The 23152-nt window shown below is 70.8% G+C and carries 15 protein-coding genes and 1 rRNA gene; 13 read left to right on the top strand and 3 right to left on the bottom strand.

What is annotated here, in order from left to right:
* Window positions 1–145 precede the first annotated feature (145 nt).
* The gene (locus ACFVXC_RS12575; RefSeq protein ID WP_389904503.1) at window positions 146–3826 is read left to right on the top strand and encodes a glycosyltransferase family 2 protein; all 3681 of its coding nucleotides are present in this window, start codon (window positions 146–148) and stop codon (window positions 3824–3826) included.
* Window positions 3823–5322 (top strand): DUF5719 family protein, encoded by a 1500-nt coding sequence (locus ACFVXC_RS12570; protein ID WP_389904501.1) that lies wholly within the window; start codon window positions 3823–3825, stop codon window positions 5320–5322. The genes ACFVXC_RS12575 and ACFVXC_RS12570 overlap by 4 nt, the downstream gene beginning before the upstream one ends.
* Before the next feature lie 107 nt (window positions 5323–5429).
* On the opposite strand, the gene ACFVXC_RS12565 is transcribed toward ACFVXC_RS12570, so the two are convergent.
* A complete protein-coding gene (locus tag ACFVXC_RS12565; RefSeq protein WP_389904500.1) occupies window positions 5430–5903 on the bottom strand; it encodes a metallopeptidase family protein in 474 nt (157 codons plus the stop codon).
* Between the two features lie 354 nt (window positions 5904–6257).
* On the opposite strand from ACFVXC_RS12565, the gene ACFVXC_RS12560 reads away from it, so the two are divergent.
* From ACFVXC_RS12560 to ACFVXC_RS12530, 7 genes are all read left to right on the top strand, one after another.
* A complete protein-coding gene (locus ACFVXC_RS12560; RefSeq protein ID WP_389904498.1) occupies window positions 6258–6632 on the top strand; it encodes a DUF3499 domain-containing protein in 375 nt (124 codons plus the stop codon).
* 200 nt (window positions 6633–6832) lie between these two features.
* Window positions 6833–8449 (top strand): L-lactate permease, encoded by a 1617-nt coding sequence (locus ACFVXC_RS12555; protein WP_389904496.1) that lies wholly within the window; start codon window positions 6833–6835, stop codon window positions 8447–8449.
* Between the two features lie 199 nt (window positions 8450–8648).
* Window positions 8649–10013, top strand: a complete 1365-nt coding sequence (locus tag ACFVXC_RS12550) for a phosphomannomutase/phosphoglucomutase (RefSeq protein WP_389904495.1) — start codon at window positions 8649–8651, stop codon at window positions 10011–10013.
* 573 nt (window positions 10014–10586) lie between these two features.
* Window positions 10587–10763, top strand: coding sequence for a Trm112 family protein (locus ACFVXC_RS12545; protein WP_389904494.1), 177 nt, complete (start codon window positions 10587–10589; stop codon window positions 10761–10763).
* Between the two features lie 189 nt (window positions 10764–10952).
* Window positions 10953–12158 carry an SIS domain-containing protein gene (locus tag ACFVXC_RS12540; RefSeq protein WP_389904493.1) on the top strand — a complete coding sequence of 402 codons (1206 nt, stop codon included), beginning with the start codon at window positions 10953–10955 and terminating at the stop codon, window positions 12156–12158.
* A gap of 143 nt (window positions 12159–12301) precedes the next feature.
* A complete protein-coding gene (manA, locus tag ACFVXC_RS12535) occupies window positions 12302–13456 on the top strand; it encodes a mannose-6-phosphate isomerase, class I (protein ID WP_389904490.1) in 1155 nt (384 codons plus the stop codon).
* A 183-nt stretch (window positions 13457–13639) separates the two neighbouring features.
* Window positions 13640–14599, top strand: coding sequence for a cation diffusion facilitator family transporter (locus ACFVXC_RS12530; RefSeq protein ID WP_389904488.1), 960 nt, complete (start codon window positions 13640–13642; stop codon window positions 14597–14599).
* 129 nt (window positions 14600–14728) lie between these two features.
* Here the strand turns inward: ACFVXC_RS12530 and ACFVXC_RS12525 are convergent, their stop codons facing one another.
* Window positions 14729–16876, bottom strand: coding sequence for a fructose-specific PTS transporter subunit EIIC (locus ACFVXC_RS12525; RefSeq protein WP_389904486.1), 2148 nt, complete (start codon window positions 16874–16876; stop codon window positions 14729–14731).
* A 396-nt stretch (window positions 16877–17272) separates the two neighbouring features.
* Between ACFVXC_RS12525 and ahcY the strand changes: the two genes are divergently transcribed.
* Both ahcY and ACFVXC_RS12515 read left to right on the top strand, forming a co-directional pair.
* Window positions 17273–18730 carry an adenosylhomocysteinase gene (gene ahcY, locus ACFVXC_RS12520; protein ID WP_389904485.1) on the top strand — a complete coding sequence of 486 codons (1458 nt, stop codon included), beginning with the start codon at window positions 17273–17275 and terminating at the stop codon, window positions 18728–18730.
* Window positions 18731–19506: 776 nt separating this feature from the next.
* Window positions 19507–20133, top strand: coding sequence for a hypothetical protein (locus ACFVXC_RS12515; RefSeq protein WP_389904483.1), 627 nt, complete (start codon window positions 19507–19509; stop codon window positions 20131–20133).
* A 19-nt stretch (window positions 20134–20152) separates the two neighbouring features.
* Here the strand turns inward: ACFVXC_RS12515 and ACFVXC_RS12510 are convergent, their stop codons facing one another.
* Window positions 20153–21172, bottom strand: a complete 1020-nt coding sequence (locus ACFVXC_RS12510) for an RDD family protein (protein ID WP_389904481.1) — start codon at window positions 21170–21172, stop codon at window positions 20153–20155.
* Between the two features lie 89 nt (window positions 21173–21261).
* Here ACFVXC_RS12510 and ACFVXC_RS12505 point away from each other — a divergent pair, with 89 nt between their 5' ends.
* Together ACFVXC_RS12505 and ACFVXC_RS12500 are read left to right on the top strand one after the other, a co-directional pair.
* A complete protein-coding gene (locus ACFVXC_RS12505; protein ID WP_389904480.1) occupies window positions 21262–22269 on the top strand; it encodes a stage II sporulation protein M in 1008 nt (335 codons plus the stop codon).
* Window positions 22270–22860: 591 nt separating this feature from the next.
* Window positions 22861–23152: ribosomal RNA gene (locus ACFVXC_RS12500) — 16S ribosomal RNA — on the top strand; the annotation flags it as partial.

Below are 23152 nucleotides of genomic sequence, written 5' to 3'. Positions count from 1 at the left end.
GAACAGCCCGTCGCCCGTGGGTCATCCACAGGCGGCGGGCTGTCGTGATGCCAGCCGTTAGTGTGGGGCCCCGTCCGAGACGCCCCGGCGCCCCCATGAAGCGCAGGCGTCCACCGCAGTCCATCGAACCGGGGCCCGTACCTCGATGTCCGTGCACAGCCATACGGCAGCCAGTCACCACGACGCTGCCGCCCCTGAGTTCCCGCGGCACGTCGTCACCGCCGTGATCGTCTCCCACGACGGCGCCCGCTGGCTGCCCGACGCCCTCGCCGGCCTGCTCGGCCAGGAGCGCCCGGTGCAGAACGCCGTGGCCGCGGACACCGGCAGCGCGGACGACTCCGCGCGCCTGGTCACCGAGGCGCTCGGCCCCGACCGCGTCCTGCACCTGGCCCGGCGCTCCGGCTTCGGCACCGCCGTCGACGAGGCGAACCGCATCGCCGGTGTGCTGACTCCGCAAGAGCTGCCCTATCTGAAGCGCCCCAGCGGCTGGGACCCGGTCAGCCGGACCTGGCGCGACGACAACTACGACCTGCCGGAGCTGCCGCACGGCGAACCCGAGCAGTGGCTCTGGCTGCTGCACGACGACAGCGCGCCCGACCCCGGCGCCCTGTTGGAACTGCTCCGCGTCGTGGAGAACGAACGCGAGATCGGCAAGGACGTCGCGATCGTCGGCCCCAAGCTGCGCGGCTGGTACGACCGCCGCCAACTCCTGGAAGTCGGCGTCTCCATCGCCAACAGCGGCCGCCGCTGGACCGGCATCGACCGCCGCGAACAGGACCAGGGCCAGCACGACCACGTACGGCCCGTCCTCTCGGTGTCCACCGCGGGCATGCTGATCCGGCGTGACGTCTTCGACGAGCTCGGCGGGTTCGACCGGCGCCTTCCGCTCATGCGGGACGACGTCGACCTGTGCTGGCGCGCCCAGAACGCGGGCCACCGCGTACTCGTCGCCCCCGAAGCCGTCGTCCGGCACGCCGAGGCCTCCTCGCGCGAGCGCCGCACCGTCGACTGCGTCGGTCGTACGTCGACGTCGCCGCACCGCGTGGACAAGGCGGGCGCGGTCTACACCCTGCTCGTCAACGCCCGCACGGCCGTGCTGCCCTGGGTGCTCATCCGGCTCGTGGTGGGCACCCTGCTGCGTACCGTCGCGTATCTGGTCGGCAAGGTACCGGGCCAGGCGGTCGACGAGGTCGCCGGTCTCCTGGGGACGCTCCTTCGACCCGGACGGATCACCGCCGCCCGCAAGAAGCGCGGCAAGTCGGCGCTCGAACCCGCCGAGATGCGGCCGCTCTTCCCGCCGCCCGGCGCCACCGTGCGCGCCACGGTCGAACAGGTCGCGGGCAATGTCGTCGGCCGCTCCGACCCCGAGGCCGTCACCGGCGCGGGGCGGCACGGAACCGTCGAATCCGGTCCCGGCGGGGACGACGCCGACTTCCTTCAGGTCGAGCAGTTCGCACGCCTGAAGCGGCTGGCCCGCAAGCCGGGTCCGATGCTCTTCGTGGTGCTGCTCTTCGCCTCGCTCATCGCCTGCCGTGAACTCCTCGGCGGCGGCGCCCTCGCGGGCGGCGCGCTGCTGCCCGCACCCGGCGACTCCTCCGCCCTCTGGGCCCGCTATCTGGATGCCTGGCACCCCGTGGGGACGGGCGGCACACAGTCGGCGCCGCCCTATCTCGCGCTCGTCGCGGGGCTCAGCACCCTGCTGTTGGGATCCACCGGGCTCGCGGTCACCGTGCTCCTCGTCGGCTCCGTGCCGCTCGCCGGGTTCGCCGCCTACTTCGCCTCGCGGCCACTGGTCGAGTCGCGCCTGCTGCGCGCCTGGGCCTCGGTCGTGTACGCCTTCCTGCCGGCCGCCACGGGCGCGCTCGCGGGCGGGCGCATCGGCACCGCCGTCCTCGCGATCCTGCTGCCGCTCATGGCGCGCGCGGGCATCGTGGCGAGCGGGCTGACCTCTTCGGAGGGCAACCGCGGGAGCTGGCGCGCCTCGTGGGCGTTCGCCCTGCTCCTGACGCTCACCACCGCCTTCACACCGGTCGTGTGGCCGATCGCCCTGGTGCTCGGCCTCGCGCTCCTGGTGGTGCGCAGGCGCGACATCATGGCGTACGGCCTTCGCTTCCTCGCCGCGCTGGGCACCCCGCTCCTGATCCTCGCGCCCTGGTCGCTCTCGCTGCTGCCCTTCGGCTTCTTCGGTGAGGCCGGTCTTGAGTTCGGCGCCGGCTCCGCGACCGGCCTCGACCTGCTCGGGGGCAGCCCCGGCGGTCCGGGGACCGTCGACGGACTGCTGCTCATCGGCATCGTGCTCGCGGCCCTTGCCGCGCTCCTTCGCACCGAGCGGCAGCTCGCCGTCCGCACCGCCTGGGTCGCCGCGCTGGTCGCGCTGGTCTTCGCGGTGCTCTCGAACGACTCGGCGTGGGCGGGCCCCGCCACCCTCGCCTACGGCATCGCGCTCCTTGCCGCTGCCGCGCTCGGCGCCGACGGCGCACGCACGCGTGTCGCCGAGCAGAGCTTCGGGTGGCGCCAGCCGGTCGCCGTCCTCATCGCCTTCGCGGCGGCCGCGGGGCCGCTGCTCGTCGCCGCCGGATGGATGATCCGCGGCGCCGACGGCCCCATGGAGCGGCGCGACCCGGTGCAGGTGCCCGCGTTCGTCGCCGAGGAGAGCGGCACGCAGGACCAGGCCCGCACGCTCGTCCTGGACAGCGACTCGCCCGCCCAGGTCGCGTACACCCTCGTCCGCGGCTCGGGCGCCCGGCTCGGTGACGCCGAACTCGCCGAGGCCGGCGGCTCCAACCAGCGCCTCGACAAGATCGTCGCCCGGCTCCTCGCGGGCTCCGGTGCCGACCAGGCCGACCAGCTCGGTGGCTTCGCCGTCCGCTATGTCCTCGTACGCGACGGCGCTCCCCGCCAGATGAGCCGGACCCTGGACTCCACCCCCGGCCTCACCCGGCTCAGCCAGGAGGACGGCAGCGCCCTGTGGCGCGTGGACCGGCAGGTCTCGCGCGCCGCGATCGTGCCCGGGTCCGGCGACCCCATGCCGGTCGCCGCGGGCCCCGTGGAGCTGCACACGCACATCCCGGCGGGCGACGAGGGGCGCACCCTGCGGCTCGCCGACGCGGCCGACGAGGGCTGGACGGCGACCCTGGACGGCCGCCCGCTGACCAGGACCACGCTGGACGGCTGGGCGCAGGGCTTCGAACTGCCCTCGTCGGGCGGCACCCTGGACGTCACCTACGACACCCCCGTGGGCCACACGGGATGGCTGTGGGCACAGGGCGCGCTCGCCGTGGTCCTGGTGGTCATGGCCCTTCCCGGACGCCGCCGCCAGGTGGACGACGACCTCCCCGACGAGCCCGTCGTCCCGGCCCAGCCCGCCGAGGGCGAGGGACGCAGGGCCCGCAGGCTGCGCGCCGCACAGGCCGAGCAGGACGCCGCACAAGCCACCCAGGCGGACGCCGGGCAGGACGCCGCCGGCCCGCCACCGCCTCCTCCGGAGGAGGCCTTCGCGGCGGTTCCCCAGCAGCAGTCGTACGAGGAGTGGGAGGCGCCCGCCCACGCGGGCGCCGACTACGGCACGTACCAGGGCGAGCAGCAGTACCAGGAAGCGCAGTACCCGACGGGTGGCTACGACCAGGCCGACCAGTTGGCGTACCAGGACCCCTACCAGGGCGGCCAGTACGACCCGTACGCCTACGGAGGCGTACAGGGCGGCGGCGAGCAGTACGGCCAGCCGTACGACCCCGTGTACGGGCAGCAGCAGCCCCCGATGCCGCCACAGCCCCCGCAGCCGCCGCACGGCACCGACAGTGAGCGCCCCGACGGGAGCCAGCAGTGAACCGCTCGACCCAGTCCCTGATCGCCGCGGTGGCCGCGCTCGCCGCCGTCACCGGATTCGCCGTCGCCAACGCGCCCGAGGGCAGCGGCGACGACGGCGCGAAGGCGGCCGCGCGGCTGCCCGTCGAGCGCACGAGCCTGCTCTGCCCGGTGCCCAGTTCCTCCGACCTCGCCGAGACCTCGTACACGGCTTTCACCCCCAAGGGTGAGGAATCCGGCGAAGCGGGCAAGGCGGAACTACTGCCCGCGACGAAGGAGTTGACGGACGCTCCGAAGGGCGGCGGCAAGGACACGAAGAAGGCCGTCAAGCCCTTCCTGGCCTCGAAGGCGCCGGGCAGGCCCGTCACCGGCGAGGAGTCCGGGGGAAGTTCACCCGCGCTCCTGGGCACAGCCGACGGCAAGCTCGCCCCCGGCTGGACCGTCCAGCAGACCACCAAGTACTCCGTGGGCAGCGGTCGCGGCCTCCAGGGCGCGAACTGCACGGCGCCCGACACGGATTTCTGGTTCCCGGGCGCGAGCAGCGCCAAGGGCCGCAGCGACTACGTCCACCTGACCAACCCGGACGACTCGGCGGCCGTCGTCGACATCGAGCTGTACGGCAAGGACGGCGCCCTCAAGACCGAGGTGGGCGAGGCGATCCAGGTCCAGCCGCACTCCAGCGTGCCGGTCCTGCTCTCCACGCTCTCGCCCAAGGAGCAGACCAACCTCACGATGCACGTGACCGCGCGCAGCGGCCGGGTCGCTGCCGCCGTGCAGTCATCGGACGACAAGCTCGGCGGCGACTGGCTGCCCGCGTCCGCGGACCCCGCGAGCCGCGTGGTCCTGCCCGGCATCCCCAAGGACGCCACTTCCGTACGCCTCGTGGCCTTCGCGCCCGGCGCCGACGACGCCGACCTGAAGGTCCAACTGGCCTCGCCGAACGGCTCGATCAGCCCGGCCGGACACGCGAACCTGCACGTCAAGTCCGGCATGACGAGCGCGGTCGACCTGGACGACGTCACCAAGGGCGAGGCGGGATCCCTGATCCTTACGCCCACTGAGGACGCGGCACCGGTGGTGGCGGCCCTGCGCGTCACCCGGGGCAAGGGCGCCGACCAGGAGACGGCGTTCATCCCGGCCACGAAGGCGATCGGCACGCGCGCGACGGTGGCCGACAACCGGGCCAAGGGCTCCACGCTGTCCCTCGTCGCCCCCGGCAAGACCGGCAAGGTGAGGGTCACGGCCTCGGAGGGCAGCGAGGGCGGCACGCCGACGAGCAAGACGTACACGGTCAAGGGCGGCACGACCCTGGGGGTCAAGGCCCCCGTCCCGAGCGGCCTCAAGGGCACGTACGCACTCACGGTGGAACCGGTGTCGGGGGGCGATGTCCACGCCTCCCGCATGCTGGAGGACCCGGAGGACGGCATCCCCATGTTCACCATCCAGACCCTGCCGGACGACAGGGGAACGGTGTCGGTGCCGCAGGCGGAACAGGACCTGAAGGTGCTGCAGAAGTAGCCCGGCCGCCCGGTCAGTCGGCCGCCCGGTCAGTCGGCCGCCCGGTCAGTCGGCCGCCCGGTCAGTCGGCCGGTCGGCCGGTCGGCCGGGCGGGGGTGGGGGAGGGGTCAGTCCTCCCCGTACCGCGGGTCCACCGACTCGGGCGAGAGCCCGAGCAGCTCGGCCACCTGCTCGACCACCACTTCGTGGACGAGCGCGGCCCGCTCCTCGCGCCCCTTGGTCCGGATCTCCACGGGGCGCCGGTAGATGACCACCCGGGCGGGCCGCTCGTCGGAGGCCTCGACGATGCCGCCCAGCGGCACGACGTCATCGCTCCAGTCGTCGTCGCCCGAAGCCCGCCCCGAACCCGCGCCCGGCCCCAGCGTGGGAACCTCGAGCACGAGGAAATCGACCTCGCTCAGCTGCGGCCACCGCCGTTCAAGCCGTTCCACGGAGTCCTGCACCAGGTCGGTGAAGACCTCGGCGCGGCTGGCGGAGAGCGGCACCTGGGGCGGCGCGACGGGCCCGCGCATGCCCCTGCCGTGGCGGTCGCGGCGGCGGGGCCTCGGGTCGGTGGTGGGGGGCTCTACGGGGTCGTCCATCACTGACGAAGACTAGTCCTCGAGATCGCTGTTTCCGCACAGCTTCCGCCTGGCTTCCGTACTGCTTCTGTACGACTTCCGTACGGCGCGCGACATGTCGCGCGCTGACCGTTCCGGCCAGGCTCGGGGCCGATTCCGTATCTCTCCGGGGCCGTCGATCCCGCGTTGAATGACGGGATTTGAGCCAACTGCTGTCCGGATTCAACACCACTGGTCACTCAGGTCTCTTGCGTCACCGCAGGTCAGAGAGGCGTCACGCGAACGTGTGGTGGCGAGGGTCACGGCACGACACGGTGGGGTGAGCTCGCGGGGAGTCGTCGCGGCCCGGTCAAGAGTGCGGTACCGTCCAACATCGTGAGCCCTGTACGTCGCTGTTCGCGCACCGCTTGCGGCCGTCCCGCCGTCGCGACGCTGACGTACGTCTACGCCGACTCGACCGCGGTCCTCGGCCCCCTCGCCACCTACGCCGAACCCCACTGTTACGACCTGTGCGCCGAGCACTCCGAGCGCCTCACCGCGCCCCGCGGCTGGGAGGTCGTCCGCCTCGCCGACTCCGCAGGCCCGGCCCGCCCCAGCGGTGACGACCTCGAAGCGCTCGCCAACGCGGTGCGCGAGGCGGCCCGCCCGCAGGAGCGCACGGCGGAGGCCGGCGGCGGCCCGCGCAGGGCGGACCCGATGGAGGTCGCGCGCCGCGGCCATCTGCGGGTCCTGCGCTCACCGGATTCCTGAGCGCCCCCCTCCCTGGATTCCCGGGATCCGCTTGGTGCCTCGGCCTCCGGATGACGTGGCGTCCTTCTCCGTAGCCCCCTGTCGTTTACCGCTTAACAAGTTCTCTCGCGCAACCCATTGACGTGCCCAAGGCGTCGCCATGACCATTCCCCCACTCGTGAGAGATCACTTTCCGCATCACGGAAACCGGGGAGCCGCCCGTGTACGTGCAGCAGCTGGAGCCCGTGGCCGATTCGCTCGGCCTGTCCGCCCTCATCGCGACCCTGCCCCTCCTCACCGTCCTCGTCCTGCTCGGCGTCGTCCGTATGAAGGCCCACCACGCGGGCCTCATCGGCCTCGGCGTCGCCGCCCTGGTCGCATGGGTCGCGTACGGGATGCCACTCGGCCAGACCGCGTCCGGCGCCGCGCAAGGCGCCCTCTTCGGGCTCTTCCCCATCCTGTGGATCGTCGTCAACGCCCTGTGGGTGTACCGGATGACCGTCCGCACCCGGCACTTCGACATCCTGCGCCGCTCCTTCGGACGGCTCTCGGACGATCCGCGCATCCAGGCACTCGTCGTGGCCTTCTGCTTCGGGGCGCTCCTGGAGGCGCTCGCGGGCTTCGGGGCGCCCGTCGCGATCTCCGCGGTGATGCTGGTGGCGCTCGGCTTCGACCCGGTGAAGGCCGCGGTCGTCGCCCTGGTGGCCAACACCGCACCCGTCGCCTTCGGCGCCATGGGCACCCCCGTGGTGACGCTCGCCCAGGTCACCGGGCTCCCGCTGGACACCGTCGCCACGGTCGTCGGCCGCCAGACGCCGCTGCTCGCCCTCGTCGTGCCGCTGCTCCTGGTCGGCCTCGTGGACGGGCGGCGCGGCCTGCGCGAGACCTGGGTGCCCGCCCTCGCCTGCGGATTCGCCTTCGCCGCCGTACAGTTCGCCGCCTCCAACTACGTCTCCGCCCAGCTGGCCGACATCGGGGCGGCGTTGGCGGGCGCGGGCGCCCTTGTGGCGGTGCCGAGCGCACGCAGACCCGCCGCGGAGCCCGTACGCGCCGCGGTCCTCACCGGCGTACGGAGTGATGACCTGGACCAGGACGACCCGCGCCCCGAGATCCTGCGTGCCTACGCCCCGTACGCGCTCATCGTCGCCATCTTCTCCACCGCCCAGATCCCGCCCGTGAAAGACCTGTTGGCCAAGGCGACACAGACCTTCGACTGGCCCTTCCTGAACGTCGCCAACCCTGAGGGCGAACCGATCGCGGGCAACCTCTTCTCGCTGCCGCTCGTGGCGACGGGCGGGACGCTCGTGCTGTTCGCGGGTGTGGCCACGGCCGCCATCATCGGGGTGCACGCGCGCGTGGCGGTGCGGGAATGGCTGGCGACCGTGCACGAACTGCGGTTCGCGATCCTCACCGTGACCTCCGTGCTCGCGCTCGCGTACGTGATGAACCTGTCCGGACAGGCCGCCACCATCGGCCACTTCGTGGCGGCGGCGGGCGCGGGGCTCGCCTTCCTGTCGCCGGTGCTCGGCTGGTTCGGCGTCGCGGTCTCCGGCTCGGACACCTCGGCCAACGCGCTCTTCGGCGCGCTCCAGGTGACGGCGGCCCAGCAGTCGGGGCTCTCGCCCGAACTGCTCGCCGCCGCCAACAGTTCGGGCGGTGTGCTCGGCAAGATGATCTCCCCGCAGAATCTGACGATCGCGTGCGCGGCGGTCGGACTTGCGGGCAAGGAGGGCGATCTGCTGCGCAAGGTGCTGCCCTGGAGCCTCGGCCTGTTGCTGGTGATGTGCCTGATCGTGGTGGGGCAGAGCACGGTGGTACTCGGCTGGATGCTGCCGTGACGCCTGCCGACGGCTCCCTGACGCCTCCCTGACGCCTCCCTGACGCCTGCCGACGCCTGCCTGACGTCGACCTTGCGTCGTCCTGGCACGGGCTTGACGACACTCACAGCTGCTTGTCAGTTGTTGCGGGTAGTTTGGGGTCACCGGCGAGCACTCGCCGGTTTCGCTGAACTCGCAGAACCTGCAGAGAGGGTTGGCCGTGACTGCTGATCTGTCCCAGATCGTGAAGGCGTACGACGTGCGCGGGGTGGTCCCGGACCAGTGGGACGAATCGCTGGCGGAACTGTTCGGCGCGGCCTTCGCGAAGGTGACGGGCGCGGACGCGATCGTCACCGGGCACGACATGCGGCCTTCGTCGCCCGGCCTCTCCCGTGCCTTCGCACGCGGGGCGGCGGCGCTCGGCGTCGACGTCACGGAGATCGGCCTCTGCTCGACTGACCAGCTCTACTACGCGTCGGGTGCGCTGAACCTGCCGGGCGCGATGTTCACGGCCTCGCACAACCCCGCGCAGTACAACGGCATCAAGATGTGCCGCGCGGGCGCCGCCCCGGTCGGCCAGGACACCGGCCTCGCCGAGATCCGCGCCTTGGTGGAGGAGTGGTCACAGGCCGGTGCTCCGGAGCCCGCGGCCACGCCCGGCACGCTCACGGAGCGGGACACCCTCAAGGACTACTCGGCGCACCTGCGCGGCCTGGTGGACCTGACCTCCATCCGCCCCCTCAAGGTCGTCGTCGACGCGGGCAACGGCATGGGCGGTCACACCGTCCCGACGGTCTTCGAAGGCCTGCCGCTGACGCTCGTACCGATGTACTTCGAGCTGGACGGCACGTTCCCGAACCACGAGGCCAACCCCCTCGACCCGAAGAACATCGTGGACCTGCAGCAGCGGGTCCGCGAGGAGGGCGCCGACCTCGGCATCGCCTTCGACGGCGACGCGGACCGCTGCTTCGTCGTCGACCAGGACGGCGGCCCGGTCTCCCCGTCGGCGATCACCGCCCTCGTCGCCTCGCGCGAGCTCGCGCGCAACGGCGGCAAGGGCACGGTCATCCACAACCTCATCACCTCGTGGTCGGTCCCCGAGGTCGTGCGGGAGAACGGCGGCACGCCGGTCCGCACCCGTGTGGGCCACTCGTTCATCAAGGAGGAGATGGCCAAGACGGGCGCCATCTTCGGCGGCGAGCACTCGGCGCACTACTACTTCCGCGATTTCTGGAACGCGGACACGGGCATGTTGGCCGCCCTCCACGTCCTCGCCGCGCTCGGCGGCCAGGACGGCCCGCTGTCGGCGCTCGTCGCGCAGTACGACCGTTATGCCGCGTCCGGCGAGATCAACTCCACGGTGGACGACCAGACGGCCCGCCTCGCGGCGATCAAGGCGAAGTACGAAGCCGAGGAGGGCGTCACCATCGACGACCTGGACGGTCTCACGGTGACGGCCACGGACTGGTGGTTCAACGTCCGAGCCTCCAACACGGAGCCGCTCCTTCGCCTGAACGTAGAGGCAAGGGACGAGCCCACCATGGCCAGGGCGAGGGACGAGGCACTGGCAATCATCAGGGGCTGAGCGAAGGGGTGTCGCGGCGGTGGGAGCGGGGGCGGCAGTACATCTGGCGCCCCCACACATCTGGCGCCCCCACTTACGCCGGGCTGGCGGGCAGTGCGTCTGGCGCACCGGCTGCCGCCGCGCTGGAAGGCAGCCGCTCTGACGCTCCGCCGGCGCGGCGCCGACGGGCAGCGGTCCTGGCACCTTGCCTACGGGGTGTGCCTGGTTCGCGGGCGGGCGTTCTGGCGTTCTTGCCTACGGGGTCTGCCCGGTTCGAGGGCGGGCGTTCCGGCGCACCCCACCTGGGCCGCCCCGTTCGCGGGCAGCCGTTCCGGTGCTCCTGCGCACCGGGTCCACCCCGTCTCCCGGGCAGGTGTTCCGCATGGCGAGTGGGGTCTCCCCGCTCGAGCGAAGCCGAGAGCTCGGGAAAGGGTGGGCGCAAACGCCCCACCGGCCCGCAGAGGGAGAACCAGTGCCGAGCCCCGCCCAGCGGCCCTGGGACGAAGCCCCGGCCGTACACGCCCAAGACCCAGGGGCCAGCGTAGGCTGACCAGGCGACATTCCTTATCCGCCCCACTCGAAGGGACCCACCCCATGCCGCTCGAAGCCGGCCTCCTGGAGATCCTCGCCTGCCCGGCCTGCCACGCCCCCCTCAAGGAGGCGGAAGCGGAGCTGATCTGCACCGCGGACAGCAAGGAATGCGGCCTCGCCTACCCCGTCCGCGACGACATCCCCGTACTCCTCGTCGACGAGGCCCGCCGCCCCGCGTAAAGCCTCGCAAGGCCCCTGCAAAGCCCTTGCAAGGCCTGCGCAAGGCCCCCGCGACGCCCCGCCCGCAAGGCGGACCGGCGGAAAGGCGGGACAGGCGGACCGCAAGGCCCGCGAAGGCCCGGCGCAACGACAAGATGAGCGACCGGCGGCGCCCCGCCCCGTCGCCAGGCGAATCGGAGGCCCGACCCCATGCTCGACGAATCGCTCCTCGACGCCCCCGAGGCCCTCGCCGTGGCCGACCGCCGAGGCCTGCTCCGCGGCGCCGCAGAGGCGGGCGCCCGCGTCCGCACGGCGGTCCGGCACGCCACGGAGGCCGGGCTCACGCAGCTCAAGCCGGACGGCCGCCCCCGCGCCATCCTGATCGCGGGCCTCGGCACCGCCGCCACCTGCGTGGCCGACCTGCTCGGCACCCTCGCGGGCACAAGCTGCCCCGTGATCCGCCTCGCCCCCACCGGCGTGGCCCCCGCCGCAGGAGCCCTGCGCTGGGCGCTCCCCGGCTGGGCGGGCCCCCTGGACCTGCTGCTCATCGCCACCCCGGACGGCACGGAACCAGGCCTCGAACTCCTCGCCGAGCAGGCCTACCGCCGCGGCTGCACGGTCGTCGCCGTCGCCCCCGCCCGCTCCCCGCTGGCCGAGGGCGTCGAGGGCACGCACGGCCTCACGGTCGCGATGGCCACCTCGCCGTACGGGGAGTACGAAGCCCCGCACGACGGAGAGCGCGCGTCAGGAACGTACGAGGCGCGCCGCGTGAGCGACGAGGCCGCCGCGTCCGCCCCCGCCACCCTCTGGGCACTGCTCACCCCGCTCCTCATCCTCCTGGACCGCACCGGCCTGATCACCGCACCGGCCGAGACCCTGGAGAAGATCGCCAACCGCCTCGACAACGTCGCCGAACGCTGCGGCCCCGTCATCGCGACGTACAGCAACCCCGCCAAGACACTCGCCGCCGAGCTCGCCGACGCCCTCCCGGTGATCTGGACCGAGGGGCGGCTCGCGGGCCCCGTCGGCCGGCGTTTCGCCGCCACGCTCGCCGAACTGGCCGGACACCCGGCGGTCGCGGGCGAACTGCCCGAGTCGCTGCCCGCGCACGGCGCCCTGCTCTCAGGCAACCTCGCCCCGAGCGGCGACGGCGGCGACGCAGACGACTTCTTCCGCGACCGCGTCGAGGAACCCCAGCGACTGCGCGCCCGCGTCGTCCTGCTCCGCGACCGCCCGGTGGACGCGGGAGGCCTCAGCGCCGCCCCCGCGGCCCGCGAGCTCGCCCACGGCCACGACATCGCGATCAGCGAGCTCGAGCCGGAGGACGGCGACGACCTGGAGACCCTCGCGGAACTGATCGCCGTCACGGATTTCGCCGCCGTTTACCTGGCGCTCGCCCCGGGGGACGGATCATGACCGCAGCCCGTTCATGACTGCCCCGAGGGACGGATCATGACCGCGACCCGCTCATGACTGCCCCGAGGGACGGGACATGACCGCGGCCCGCTCATGACCCCGGACCGACCGCACTGCGTACGTACGTAAGGGAGACCCCCTCCGTGGACCGCCTCACCAACACCATCCGCCCCTACGCCTGGGGTTCCACCACCGCCATCGCGGAGCTCCTCGGCGTCGAGCCGACCGGTGAGCCGCAGGCCGAGATGTGGATGGGCGCCCACCCCGGCGCGCCCTCGCGCACCGAGCGCGGCCCGCTCGACAAGGTGATCGACGAGGACCCGGGGCGCGAGCTCGGCAGGGCGGCGGTCGCCAAGTTCGGCCCGCGTCTGCCCTTCCTCCTCAAGATCCTCGCCGCGGGCGCCCCGCTCTCCCTCCAGGTGCACCCCAACCTGGAGGAGGCCAGGGAGGGGTACGAGGAGGAGGAGCGCCGGGGCGTCCCGGTCGACGCCCCGCACCGCAACTACAAGGACGCCAACCACAAGCCCGAACTGATCTGCGCGCTGACGGAGTTCGACGGCCTCTGCGGCTTCCGCGACCCCGTCGAGGCAGCGGACCTCCTTGCCGGACTCGGCGTCGACTCCGTGAAGCCGTACGTCGACCTCCTGCACGCCAAGCCCGAGGACGGCGCCCTGCGCGAGGTCCTGACGGCCGTCCTGACCGCTGACCCCGAGGAGATGGCCGCGACCGTCACCGAGGTCACCGAGGCCGCCGAGCGCCTGGGCGGCGCCTACGCCCCGTACGCGGGCATCGCACGCCACTACCCCGGCGACCCGGGCGTCATCGCGGCGATGCTCCTCAACCACGTCCGGCTCCAGCCCGGCGAGGCCCTGTTCCTCGGCGCCGGAGTTCCGCACGCCTACCTCGACGGCCTCGGCGTCGAGATCATGGCGAACTCGGACAACGTGCTGCGCTGCGGCCTGACCCCCAAGCACGTCGACGTACCCGAACTCCTGCGCATCGTCCGCTTCGAGCCGACCGACCCCGGTGTCCTGCGCCCGGAAGCGACGCCCGGCGGCGAAGAGATCTACTCCACCCCGATCGACGAGTTCCGGCTCTCCCGCTTCGTCCTGCCCGACGGCGCGGCACCGCACGACCTCACGGCCGCCACACCGCAGATCCTGCTCTGCGTCGCGGGCTCGGTCCACGTGGGCGACGCAGGGGAACTCGCGCCCGGACAGTCCGTGTTCGTACCCGCGGACGAAAAGGCCGAAGTGTCCGGAGTCGGCACGGTCTTCCGCGCCACTGTGGTGGCCTGACTCACCACCAGCGCCGCGTGCTGCAACAATGACCCACCGCAAAGGGCGGGCAAAGCAGCGCTGCCGACGGTGGACGACGAACGTACGCAGGCAAGTACGCAGGCAAGTGCGCAGGCAAGTACGCAGGCAAGTGCGCGGACAAGTGCGCAGGCGAGTACGTAGGCGAAGGGACAACGGGCACACATGAGCGCGTCAGGCGGAACAAAGGCGATTGTCGCGGCACTCGCCGCGAACCTCGCGATCGCGGTGGCGAAGTTCGTCGCGTTCATCTTCAGTGGCTCGTCGTCGATGCTCGCCGAGAGCGTGCACTCGCTCGCGGACTCCGGCAACCAGGGGCTGCTGCTCCTCGGCGGCAAGAAGGCGCAGCGCGAGGCGACCCCGCAACACCCCTTCGGGTACGGCCGCGAGCGCTACATCTACGCCTTCCTGGTCTCCATCGTGCTCTTCTCGGTCGGCGGCATGTTCGCGATCTACGAGGGCTACGAGAAGATCAAGCACCCGCACGAGATCGAGCACTGGTACTGGCCGGTCGGCGTCCTGGTGTTCGCGATCATCGCCGAGGGCTTCTCCTTCCGTACGGCCATCAAGGAGTCGAACCAGACGCGCGGCAGCCTCTCCTGGACGCAGTTCGTCCGCCGTGCGAAGGCCCCCGAGCTGCCGGTCGTGCTCCTGGAGGACCTGGGCGCCCTTGTCGGTCTCGTCCTCGCCCTGGTCGGCGTCGGCCTGGCGATCGGCACGGGCGACGGCATCTGGGACGGCATCGGCACGCTCTGCATCGGCATCCTGCTCATCCTCATCGCGATCGTCCTCGCCGCGGAGACCAAGTCCCTGCTCCTGGGCGAGGCCGCGGGCACGGACGAGGTCGAGAAGATCGAGAAGGCCCTGGTCGACGGCGACACAGTCACCCGCGTCATTCACATGCGCACGCTGCACCTCGGTCCCGAGGAACTCCTCGTCGCCGCGAAGGTCGCCGTGCGGCACGACGACACGGCCGCCGAGGTGGCCGCCGCCATAAACGCCGCCGAGGAGCGCATCCGCGCGGCCGTCCCGATCGCCCGTGTGATCTACCTGGAGCCGGACATCTACAGCGAGTCGGCGGCCGCCGACGGCACGAACCCGGCGAAGGCGCCGGGCGGTCACTGACCTTTCCAGGATCTGCCCGTACGCAGATTCCAGGATGTGCACGTTCGCAGATTCCAGGATGTGCCCGTACGCAGATGGGGCCCCGCACCGTGCAGGTGCGGGGCCCCATCTGCGTAAATCGGCCACCGGCTACTGAACCTCGCGCAGCACCCGGAGGATCGCCGCCTCGTCGGGCGCCGCCTCAAGACGCTCACGGAACCCGGTGTCCATCAGCTTCCGCGAGAGCAGCGCGAGAATCCGCAGGTGCTCGTCGCCCGCTGCGGCCTCCGGCACGGAGATCATGAAGATGAGCTTGGCCTTCGTACCGTCGATGGCGCCCCACTCGATGCCTTGTGCCGACCGTGCGAACCCGACGACCGGCGAGGTCACCGCATCGGTCTTGGCGTGCGGGATGGCGATCTCCTCGCCGAGCCCCGTGGTGCCCTGGGCCTCGCGGCGCAGAGCCGTCCGCACGAGCTCCTCGACGTCGGTGACCTTGCCGGTGGCGGCAAGGAGGTTCGCCATCTCGCGGATCGCGGAGTCCTTGTCGGCGGAGTCCAGCCGGACCTTCACGGTCTGCTCGGTGAGATACCCGGAGAGGACTTCGTTCTCGGCCTCGGCCTCATTCTCGACCTCGGTCTCGGTCTCGGCCTCGGGGGAGGGGGCCGCGGGTGCCGCCTTCTGAGGGGCCGTCGACGCCCCGGAGGCGACGGCTCCGGCGCCTGCCCCTGCTCCTGCCCCTGCTCCCGCTCCCGCTCCTGCCCCTGCTCCCGCGAGCACCGGCTCGGGCCCGCCCGGCACATCGACGACCGGCGCCCCGCGCCGCTTCCGCTCGCTGAGGTCGACCAGGGTGACCGTGGTGAGGGCGGTGACGACGGCGCCGATGGCGACAGCGATGAAGAACATCGGTACGCCACCGACGGCACCCAGAACGGCCACGATCGGCCCGCCGTGCGGAACCGCGTCCTCGACTCCCGCCTGACCGGCGATCGCGCCGGCGACGGCGCCACCGAGCATGTTCGCGGGAATGACCTGCGCGGGCCGCGCGGCTGCGAAGGGGATCGCACCCTCCGAGATCCCGAAGAAGCCCATGAACAAGGCGGCAAGCCCGGTCTCCCGTTCCTGCTCGTTGTAGAGCCGCTTGCGGATCAGCGTCGCGAGCCCCTGCCCGAGCGGCATGACCGGGATCGCGGCGGCGCACATGCCCATGACGGTCTGGTTGCCGGTGGCGATGAGTCCCGCGCCGAACAGGAACGCCGTCTTGTTGACGGGACCGCCCATGTCGAACGCGATCATGAGCCCGAGGATCGCGCCGAGCAGGATCGCGCTGGTCCCGGTCATGCCGCTGAGCCAGTCGGTCAGATGCTCGAAGATCCACGAGATCGGCTTGCCGATGACGTAGATGAAGAAAAGACCGAGTGCCGTCGTCGCGACGATGGGGATCACGATGATCGGCATGATCGGCTGGGCGAACTTCGGGACCTTGACCTTCTTGATCCACAGCACCAGATAACCGGCGAGGAAGCCCGTCACGATGGCCCCGATGAAGCCCGCGCCCGCCTTGGAGTCGTACAGCTCACCGGTGTTGGCGATCCAGCCGCCGATCATGCCGGGCACGAGCGCGGGCCGGTCGCCGATCGCGTAGGCGATATAGCCGGAGAGGATCGGCACCATCAGCGTGAAGCCGATGACACCGATCTGGTTGACGTGCATCCAGAACGAGTCGTCGGGGATGACGAGCCCGCCCTTGGGGTCCGTGTGCCCGCCGAGCGACAGCGAGATCGCGATCAGCAGCCCGCCGACCACGACGAACGGAATCATGTACGAGACGCCGTTCATCAGCGCCTTGTACGCGAGGCTGCGCTCCTTGCCGCCCCCGCTCGCGCTCCCGCCCCCGCTGGAGACCGGCCCGGCGGAGCCGCCGCCACCCCCTCCGCCGTGCACCGGCGCGCTCTGCACCTGCTCGATGAGCCGCTCCGGGTGGCTGATGCCGTCGGACACCCCGACGGACAGCACGCGCTTGCCCACGAAACGGCCGCGGTCGACGTCCTTGTCGGCGGCGATGATGATGCCGTCAGCATCCCTGACATCGTTGTCAGTCAGTACGTTCTCGGCGCCGATGGAGCCTTGCGTCTCCACCTTCATGTCGATACCGAGGCTCTCCGCGGCCTGCGAGAGCTTCTCCGCCGCCATATACGTGTGGGCGATACCGGTCGGACAGGCGGTCACCGCGAGCAGCTTGAGCTTCTTCTGCTCGCCGCTGCTCCCGCCTATGGGGGGATCGGCCGGATGGGTCACGTGGATCTCCTAACGCCTTCGTCAAACAAGATCGCGCAAATGTTCCCGATCTCAAGGCATCCTGCAACACCCGCGGACAGGTTCAAAAGCGCAAAGGTCCCTAATGGGCAGGTCTGTAGCCCTGTCTGCGGCCGATCCGAGCAGCCCCGCCCGCCACGGCGCCCGCCACCGCGCCGGGGAGGCGGGCTGGGGCTCGCTGGGCCAATCGGTGTAGCTTTGTGACCGAGCCAGACGTCGCTGCTGATGGCGGTCGGGCGGTGCCTGCACGGGCACCGGCCGAGGGAGAGAGGGCCTCCGACGGACTGCGCTGCTGCGCGCCGGTGCTTCTCTATGCCGTCGTCGCAGGTCAGCCATGTCCACCCACCCTCGATCAACCCCACGAGGAGCAGCTCGCCAATGACGACTCTCACCAACGGCCAGGACTTCAAGGTCGCCGATCTCTCCCTGGCCGACTTCGGCCGCAAGGAGATCACTCTCGCCGAGCACGAGATGCCCGGCCTGATGTCGATCCGCAAGGAGTTCGCGGCCACCAAGCCGCTGGCCGGCGCCCGCATCATGGGCTCGCTGCACATGACCGTGCAGACCGCCGTCCTCATCGAGACCCTGATCGCCCTGGGCGCCGAGGTGCGCTGGGTCTCCTGCAACATCTTCTCGACCCAGGACCACGCGGCCGCGGCCGTCGCCGTCGGCCCGGACGGCACCCCGGACAACCCCCAGGGCATCCCGGTCTTCGCCTGGAAGGGCGAGACCCTCGAGGAGTACTGGTGGTGCACGGAGCAGGCGCTGACCTGGCCGAACACCCCCACCGGCGGCCCGAACATGATCCTGGACGACGGTGGCGACGCCACCCTCCTGGTCCACAAGGGCGTCGAGTACGAGAAGGCCGGCAAGGTCCCGTCCGAGGACACCGCCGAGTCTGACGAGCACCGCGTCATCCTGCAGCTCCTCAACCGCACCATCACCGAGGGCTCGCAGAAGTGGACCCAGGTCGCCTCGGAGATCCGCGGCGTGACGGAGGAGACCACGACGGGCGTCCACCGCCTGTACGAGATGCACCGTGACGGCACCCTGCTCTTCCCGGCGATCAACGTGAACGACGCCGTGACGAAGTCGAAGTTCGACAACAAGTACGGCTGCCGCCACTCCCTGATCGACGGCATCAACCGCGCCACGGACGTCCTCATCGGCGGCAAGACCGCTCTCGTCTGTGGTTACGGCGATGTCGGCAAGGGCTGTGCCGAGTCGCTGCGCGGCCAGGGCGCCCGCGTGATCATCACCGAGGTCGACCCGATCTGCGCGCTGCAGGCGGCGATGGACGGTTACCAGGTCGCCACGCTGGACGACGTCGTCGACAAGATCGACATCTTCGTCACGACGACCGGCAACAAGGACATCATCATGGCCTCGGACATGGCCAAGATGAAGCACCAGGCGATCGTCGGAAACATCGGCCACTTCGACAACGAGATCGACATGGCCGGTCTCGCGCAGATCCCCGGCATCGTCAAGGACGAGGTCAAGCCGCAGGTCCACACCTGGACGTTCCCCGACGGCAAGGTCCTCATCGTTCTCTCCGAGGGCCGCCTGCTGAACCTGGGCAACGCGACGGGCCACCCGTCCTTCGTGATGTCCAACTCCTTCGCGGACCAGACCCTGGCCCAGATCGAGCTGTTCACCAAGCAGGAGGAGTACCCGACCGACGTCTACGTGCTCCCCAAGCACCTCGACGAGAAGGTCGCCCGCCTCCACCTGGACTCGCTCGGCGTGAAGCTCACGACGCTCCGTCCCGAGCAGGCCTCGTACATCGGCGTCGAGGTGGACGGCCCGTACAAGCCGGACCACTACCGCTACTGACCGAGCCGGCCACATGGGGCTCTCCGCCCCGGCACTCGCTCATCGCATTCCGCAGGCCCTCGCCCACCAGGGCGGGGGCCTGCGCCCGTGAGGACGGGCGCTGACGAAGAAGCGGGGGTGGGTGGGGCGAGGCCGGGCGAGGCCGGACGAGGCCCGCTGTGATCAGCGCACGGTGCACGGTCAACGCACCCTGAGAGGCTGGCGATCCCACGGACGTTCCACACCGGCCGCCGTCAGCTCCCTCCCCGGCTGTCAGCACCATCTGCCCCCGCACCGGGTCGCACTCGCCTGCCTGCCTGCCTGCCTGTCCGCCTCTGCCTGCCTGCCTCCAGCCGACTGCGACCTGACCTGGCCTGGGTCTGCGCAGTCTCATGCCACCTGCGTTGCGGCGACCTGGGTCTGCGCCGCCCCGGGACGGGCAGTCCAGGACCGCGCAGGCCCACGGCTGACGGAAGCTGCCTCCGAGACTTGGGGGCCCGAGTCCGCCCCCCCCAGCGCCGACTCGCTCAGCGCCATCCAGTCCCACAGCCGACCCACAGCCGACCCACAGTCGCCCCGCCTCCGATGACCGGCCCCCCAGATGACCCGCCCCGGATGACCCGCCCCCCCGGAGCGCCCCGGACCCACGGCTGACCTACCTTGGCTCCGGGCGCCCCCGGCCCGCAGCTGCCCCCGACCCTGGCGCGTGGACAGTCCGCCCCTGGCACCCGCCCTGCGGACAGGAACCGGCCCCAGGCCTACGACCCACCGCCACCTTCGACAAGGACCGAGCCCCCATGCCCCGCGGCCACTATTCGCTCCACGACCCGCATGACCACACCCCCCTCGGTGAGGAACACTTCCACTGCGCCCCCGGCCCCTCCGGCTGGCGCTACGTATCCCAGCGGAACGCCCCCTCAGGCGAGCCCGCAGGCTCCGTCGACCTCGCCCTCGACGAACTCGGCCGCCCCATCCGCCTCGAACTCCACGCGAGGGACTGGCAGATCCGCGCCGCTGCGATCGACGGCGTCACCTGGGTCCGCACCGACCCCACCGGCACCCACGCCACGGAGGACAACGCCCCCGCCCAAGCCTTCACCGGCACATCCCCCGCATTCCTCATCGCGACCACACGCCTGCTGCGCCTCACCCCCGCTTCCTCCGCGACCCGCGTCCGCCTCGTCGCCTTCACCGACCCGGTCCTCGCACCCCGCACCCTCGACCAGTCCTGGGCCCTGCTGAAAAGCGAAGCACACACCACTGACAACGGCCCGCTCATCGTGGACGAATACCAGGTCACAGCCCTGGACACCGGCGAGCAGCACGCCATCCACATCACCGGCGACGTCGTCCTCTCGGCCCCCGGCATCGAGCTCGAGAACCTCGAATCCCCACCTTCGACGTTCCCTTCGACGTTCGCCTGACCCAACCCCCACCCGACCCTTACGCGGGCGGCACGAATCCAGTGCCAGTGCCAGTGCCAGTGCCGGGAGACGCGACGTCCGCACGGTTCTGCCCTACGGGCGGCCGGGACACATCACGAGGCTCCTGCGCGACCGCAGGTCCATCCGGAGCCGGAGCCGTAGCCGGAGCCGGACGGGCAGCGTAGGCAGGAAGAGCGCCAGCCCCCGGCGGCACCGAGTACCGCGAACCAGCGAACCCCCCACTCCCACCGCCGATCCCACTTCCACTCCCGCTTCCACTCCCACTCCCACTCTCACCGAACGCCCGTCGAGCATCCCGCGCCTGCCGCTCCTGCACGACCGCCGCCAGATACGCCGTCGGAGGCACACCCTGCGGAGCAGGCGCCCCCGTACGCTCCGCGAGATCCCCGGCAAGCCGTTCGGCCATCGCCCAGCCGACCTGCGGATCCAGCTGCCCCATCCGCGTCAGGTACTGCCGGATCGCCAGCCACAGGGCCTCCGGCACCCCGGACAGATCGAGCTCGGAGAACCGCCCCGCAAGCCAGGGCGGCGGCGGAGGAATGAAAGCCGTCTGCCCGACGGGCACCCGTTCCCGCACGACAAGCGTCCCCGCGAACACATCCCCAAGGCGCCGCCCCCGCGCCGACACCAGCGAGGCGATGCAGGCGACGACCCCGAACGTCAGCAGAATCTCGACGACCCCCACCGCGCCCCGCACCAACGCGTGCCGAAAACGAATAGGCCCCCCGTCGTCCCGCACCACCCGCAGCCCGCACGCCATCTTGCCGAGCGAGCGCCCGTGGCTGAGCGTCTCCACCGCGATCGGTCCACCGACCAGGATCAGTACGAAGCTGGCGACGGCGACCGCCGCGGCCGCCGCGTCGTCCAAGGAGGACGTGGAGGCCACGATCCCCAGGGTCACCCCCAGGTAGACCGCCCAGGCCGCCGCCAAGTCGATCAGTACGGCGAGCCCCCGGCTCGGCAGTTTCGCCGGGCGCAGTTCGAGCGCCACCGCCTCGCCCGTCACAAGCTCACTCACGCCAGCCGCCCTTCCCTGCCCTGCCGTCGGAACGGCCAGTCTGCCAAGCTGAGGCAGCATCGCGCCGCAGTACGAGGAGCAGCCACCTGATGGACCTCGACGTATTCGTGTCCGCCCACCGAGCCGAGTGGGACCGACTCGACGCTCTGCTGCGCCGCCAGCGCCGCCTCAACGGAGCCGAGACAGACGAACTCGTCGCCCTCTACCAACGCACGGCCACCCACCTCTCGCTGATCCAGTCCAGCGCCCCGGACCCGCAGCTCACCGGCCGCCTCACGCGCCTCGTGGCACGCGCGCGTAGTGCGGTGACAGGCACCCGCCGCGCTTCCTGGCGCGACGCCACGCGCTTCCTGTCCCACGGCTTTCCGGCAGCGGTCTACCGCTCCCGCCGCTGGTGGGTCCCCACCGCCCTGCTCTCGACGGTCCTCGCGGCGATCATCGGCTGGTGGATCGCCACCCACCCCGAGGTCCAGTCCTCCATCGCCGCCCCCGGCGAACTGCGCGAGCTCACCCGTCCCGGCGGCGAGTACGAGACGTACTACTCGAGCCACCCAGCGGCTTCGTTCGCCGCCCAGGTATGGACGAACAACGCCCAAGCGGCGGCCATGTGCCTGGTCCTGGGCGCCTTCCTCTGCTTCCCCGTCATCTGGATCCTCTTCCAGAACATGCTGAACCTGGGCGTGGGCATCGGCCTGATGTCCTCAGCCGACCGCCTCGACACCTTCCTCGGTCTGGTCCTCCCGCACGGCCTTCTGGAACTGACCGCGGTCTTCGTAGCCGCAGGCACAGGCCTGCGGCTCGGCTGGACCCTCATCGATCCGGGCCCGCGCTCACGCCGAACAGCCCTCGCCGAAGAGGGCAGAGCCGCCCTCGGCATGGCCGTCGGCCTGGCCCTGGTCCTGTTCATCTCCGGCGCCATCGAAGGCTTCGTCACCCCTTCGGGCCTGCCGACCTGGGCCCGCATCAGCATCGGGATCGGCGCTGAACTGGCCTTCCTCGCATACGTCTTCGTCCTGGGCGGCAGAGCCGCACGAGCCGGCGCCACGGGCGACCTCGACCCCACAGAGCGCAGCGCGACGGTCCCCACCGCGGCGTGATGTGCATCGGACCCCGCTGGCCTGCTAGTGTCCTCGACGCCCCAAGAAAACCGTTGACACGGCAGGACCGGGGAGGTAGATTCGAACAGTTGCCTAGAACTGGACAAGTCCAGTGGCGGCAGTTAATATCTGCCTGCTTCTTGAATCTCATAAGCCAAGAAGCCGCACCCGATAAATCAGAAACACCAGGCCGGTAAGACCGGCCGAAAACTTCTGATAAAGTCGGACTCGCCGGAAAGGGAAACGCGAAAGCCGAAAGGCCGGAGCGGAAACCTGAAAGGCACCGAGGAAAATCGGACACGAAAGAGTCTGATAGAGTCGGAAACGCAAGAACAGCAAGAACAAAATGAAACACCGAAGGGAAGCGCCCGGAGGAAAGCCCGAGAGGGTGAGTACAAAGGAAGCGTCCGTTCCTTGAGAACTCAACAGCGTGCCAAAAGTCAACGCCAGATATGTTGATACCCCGTCTCCGGCCGTTTGGTCGGGACGAGGTTCCTTTGAAGAAACATCAGCGAGGACGCTGTGAACCGGAAGATTATTCCTCTTCCTGGTTCCGCTCAACGCGGATGCGATCCCGATTACGGGATGACATTCACGGAGAGTTTGATCCTGGCTCAGGACGAACGCTGGCGGCGTGCTTAACACATGCAAGTCGAACGATGAAGCCCTTCGGGGTGGATTAGTGGCGAACGGGTGAGTAACACGTGGGCAATCTGCCCTGCACTCTGGGACAAGCCCTGGAAACGGGGTCTAATACCGGATGATATCCCCTCTCGCATGGGAGGGGGTTGAAAGCTCCGGCGGTGCAGGATGAGCCCGCGGCCTATCAGCTAGTTGGTGAGGTAGAAGCTCACCAAGGCGACGACGGGTAGCCGGCCTGAGA

The organism is Streptomyces sp. NPDC058257 (assembly GCF_042881845.1).
GTDB lineage: Bacteria > Actinomycetota > Actinomycetes > Streptomycetales > Streptomycetaceae > Streptomyces.
Note: the sequence above shows the minus strand (reverse complement) of the source record. Positions and strands in the feature narration are given on the sequence as shown.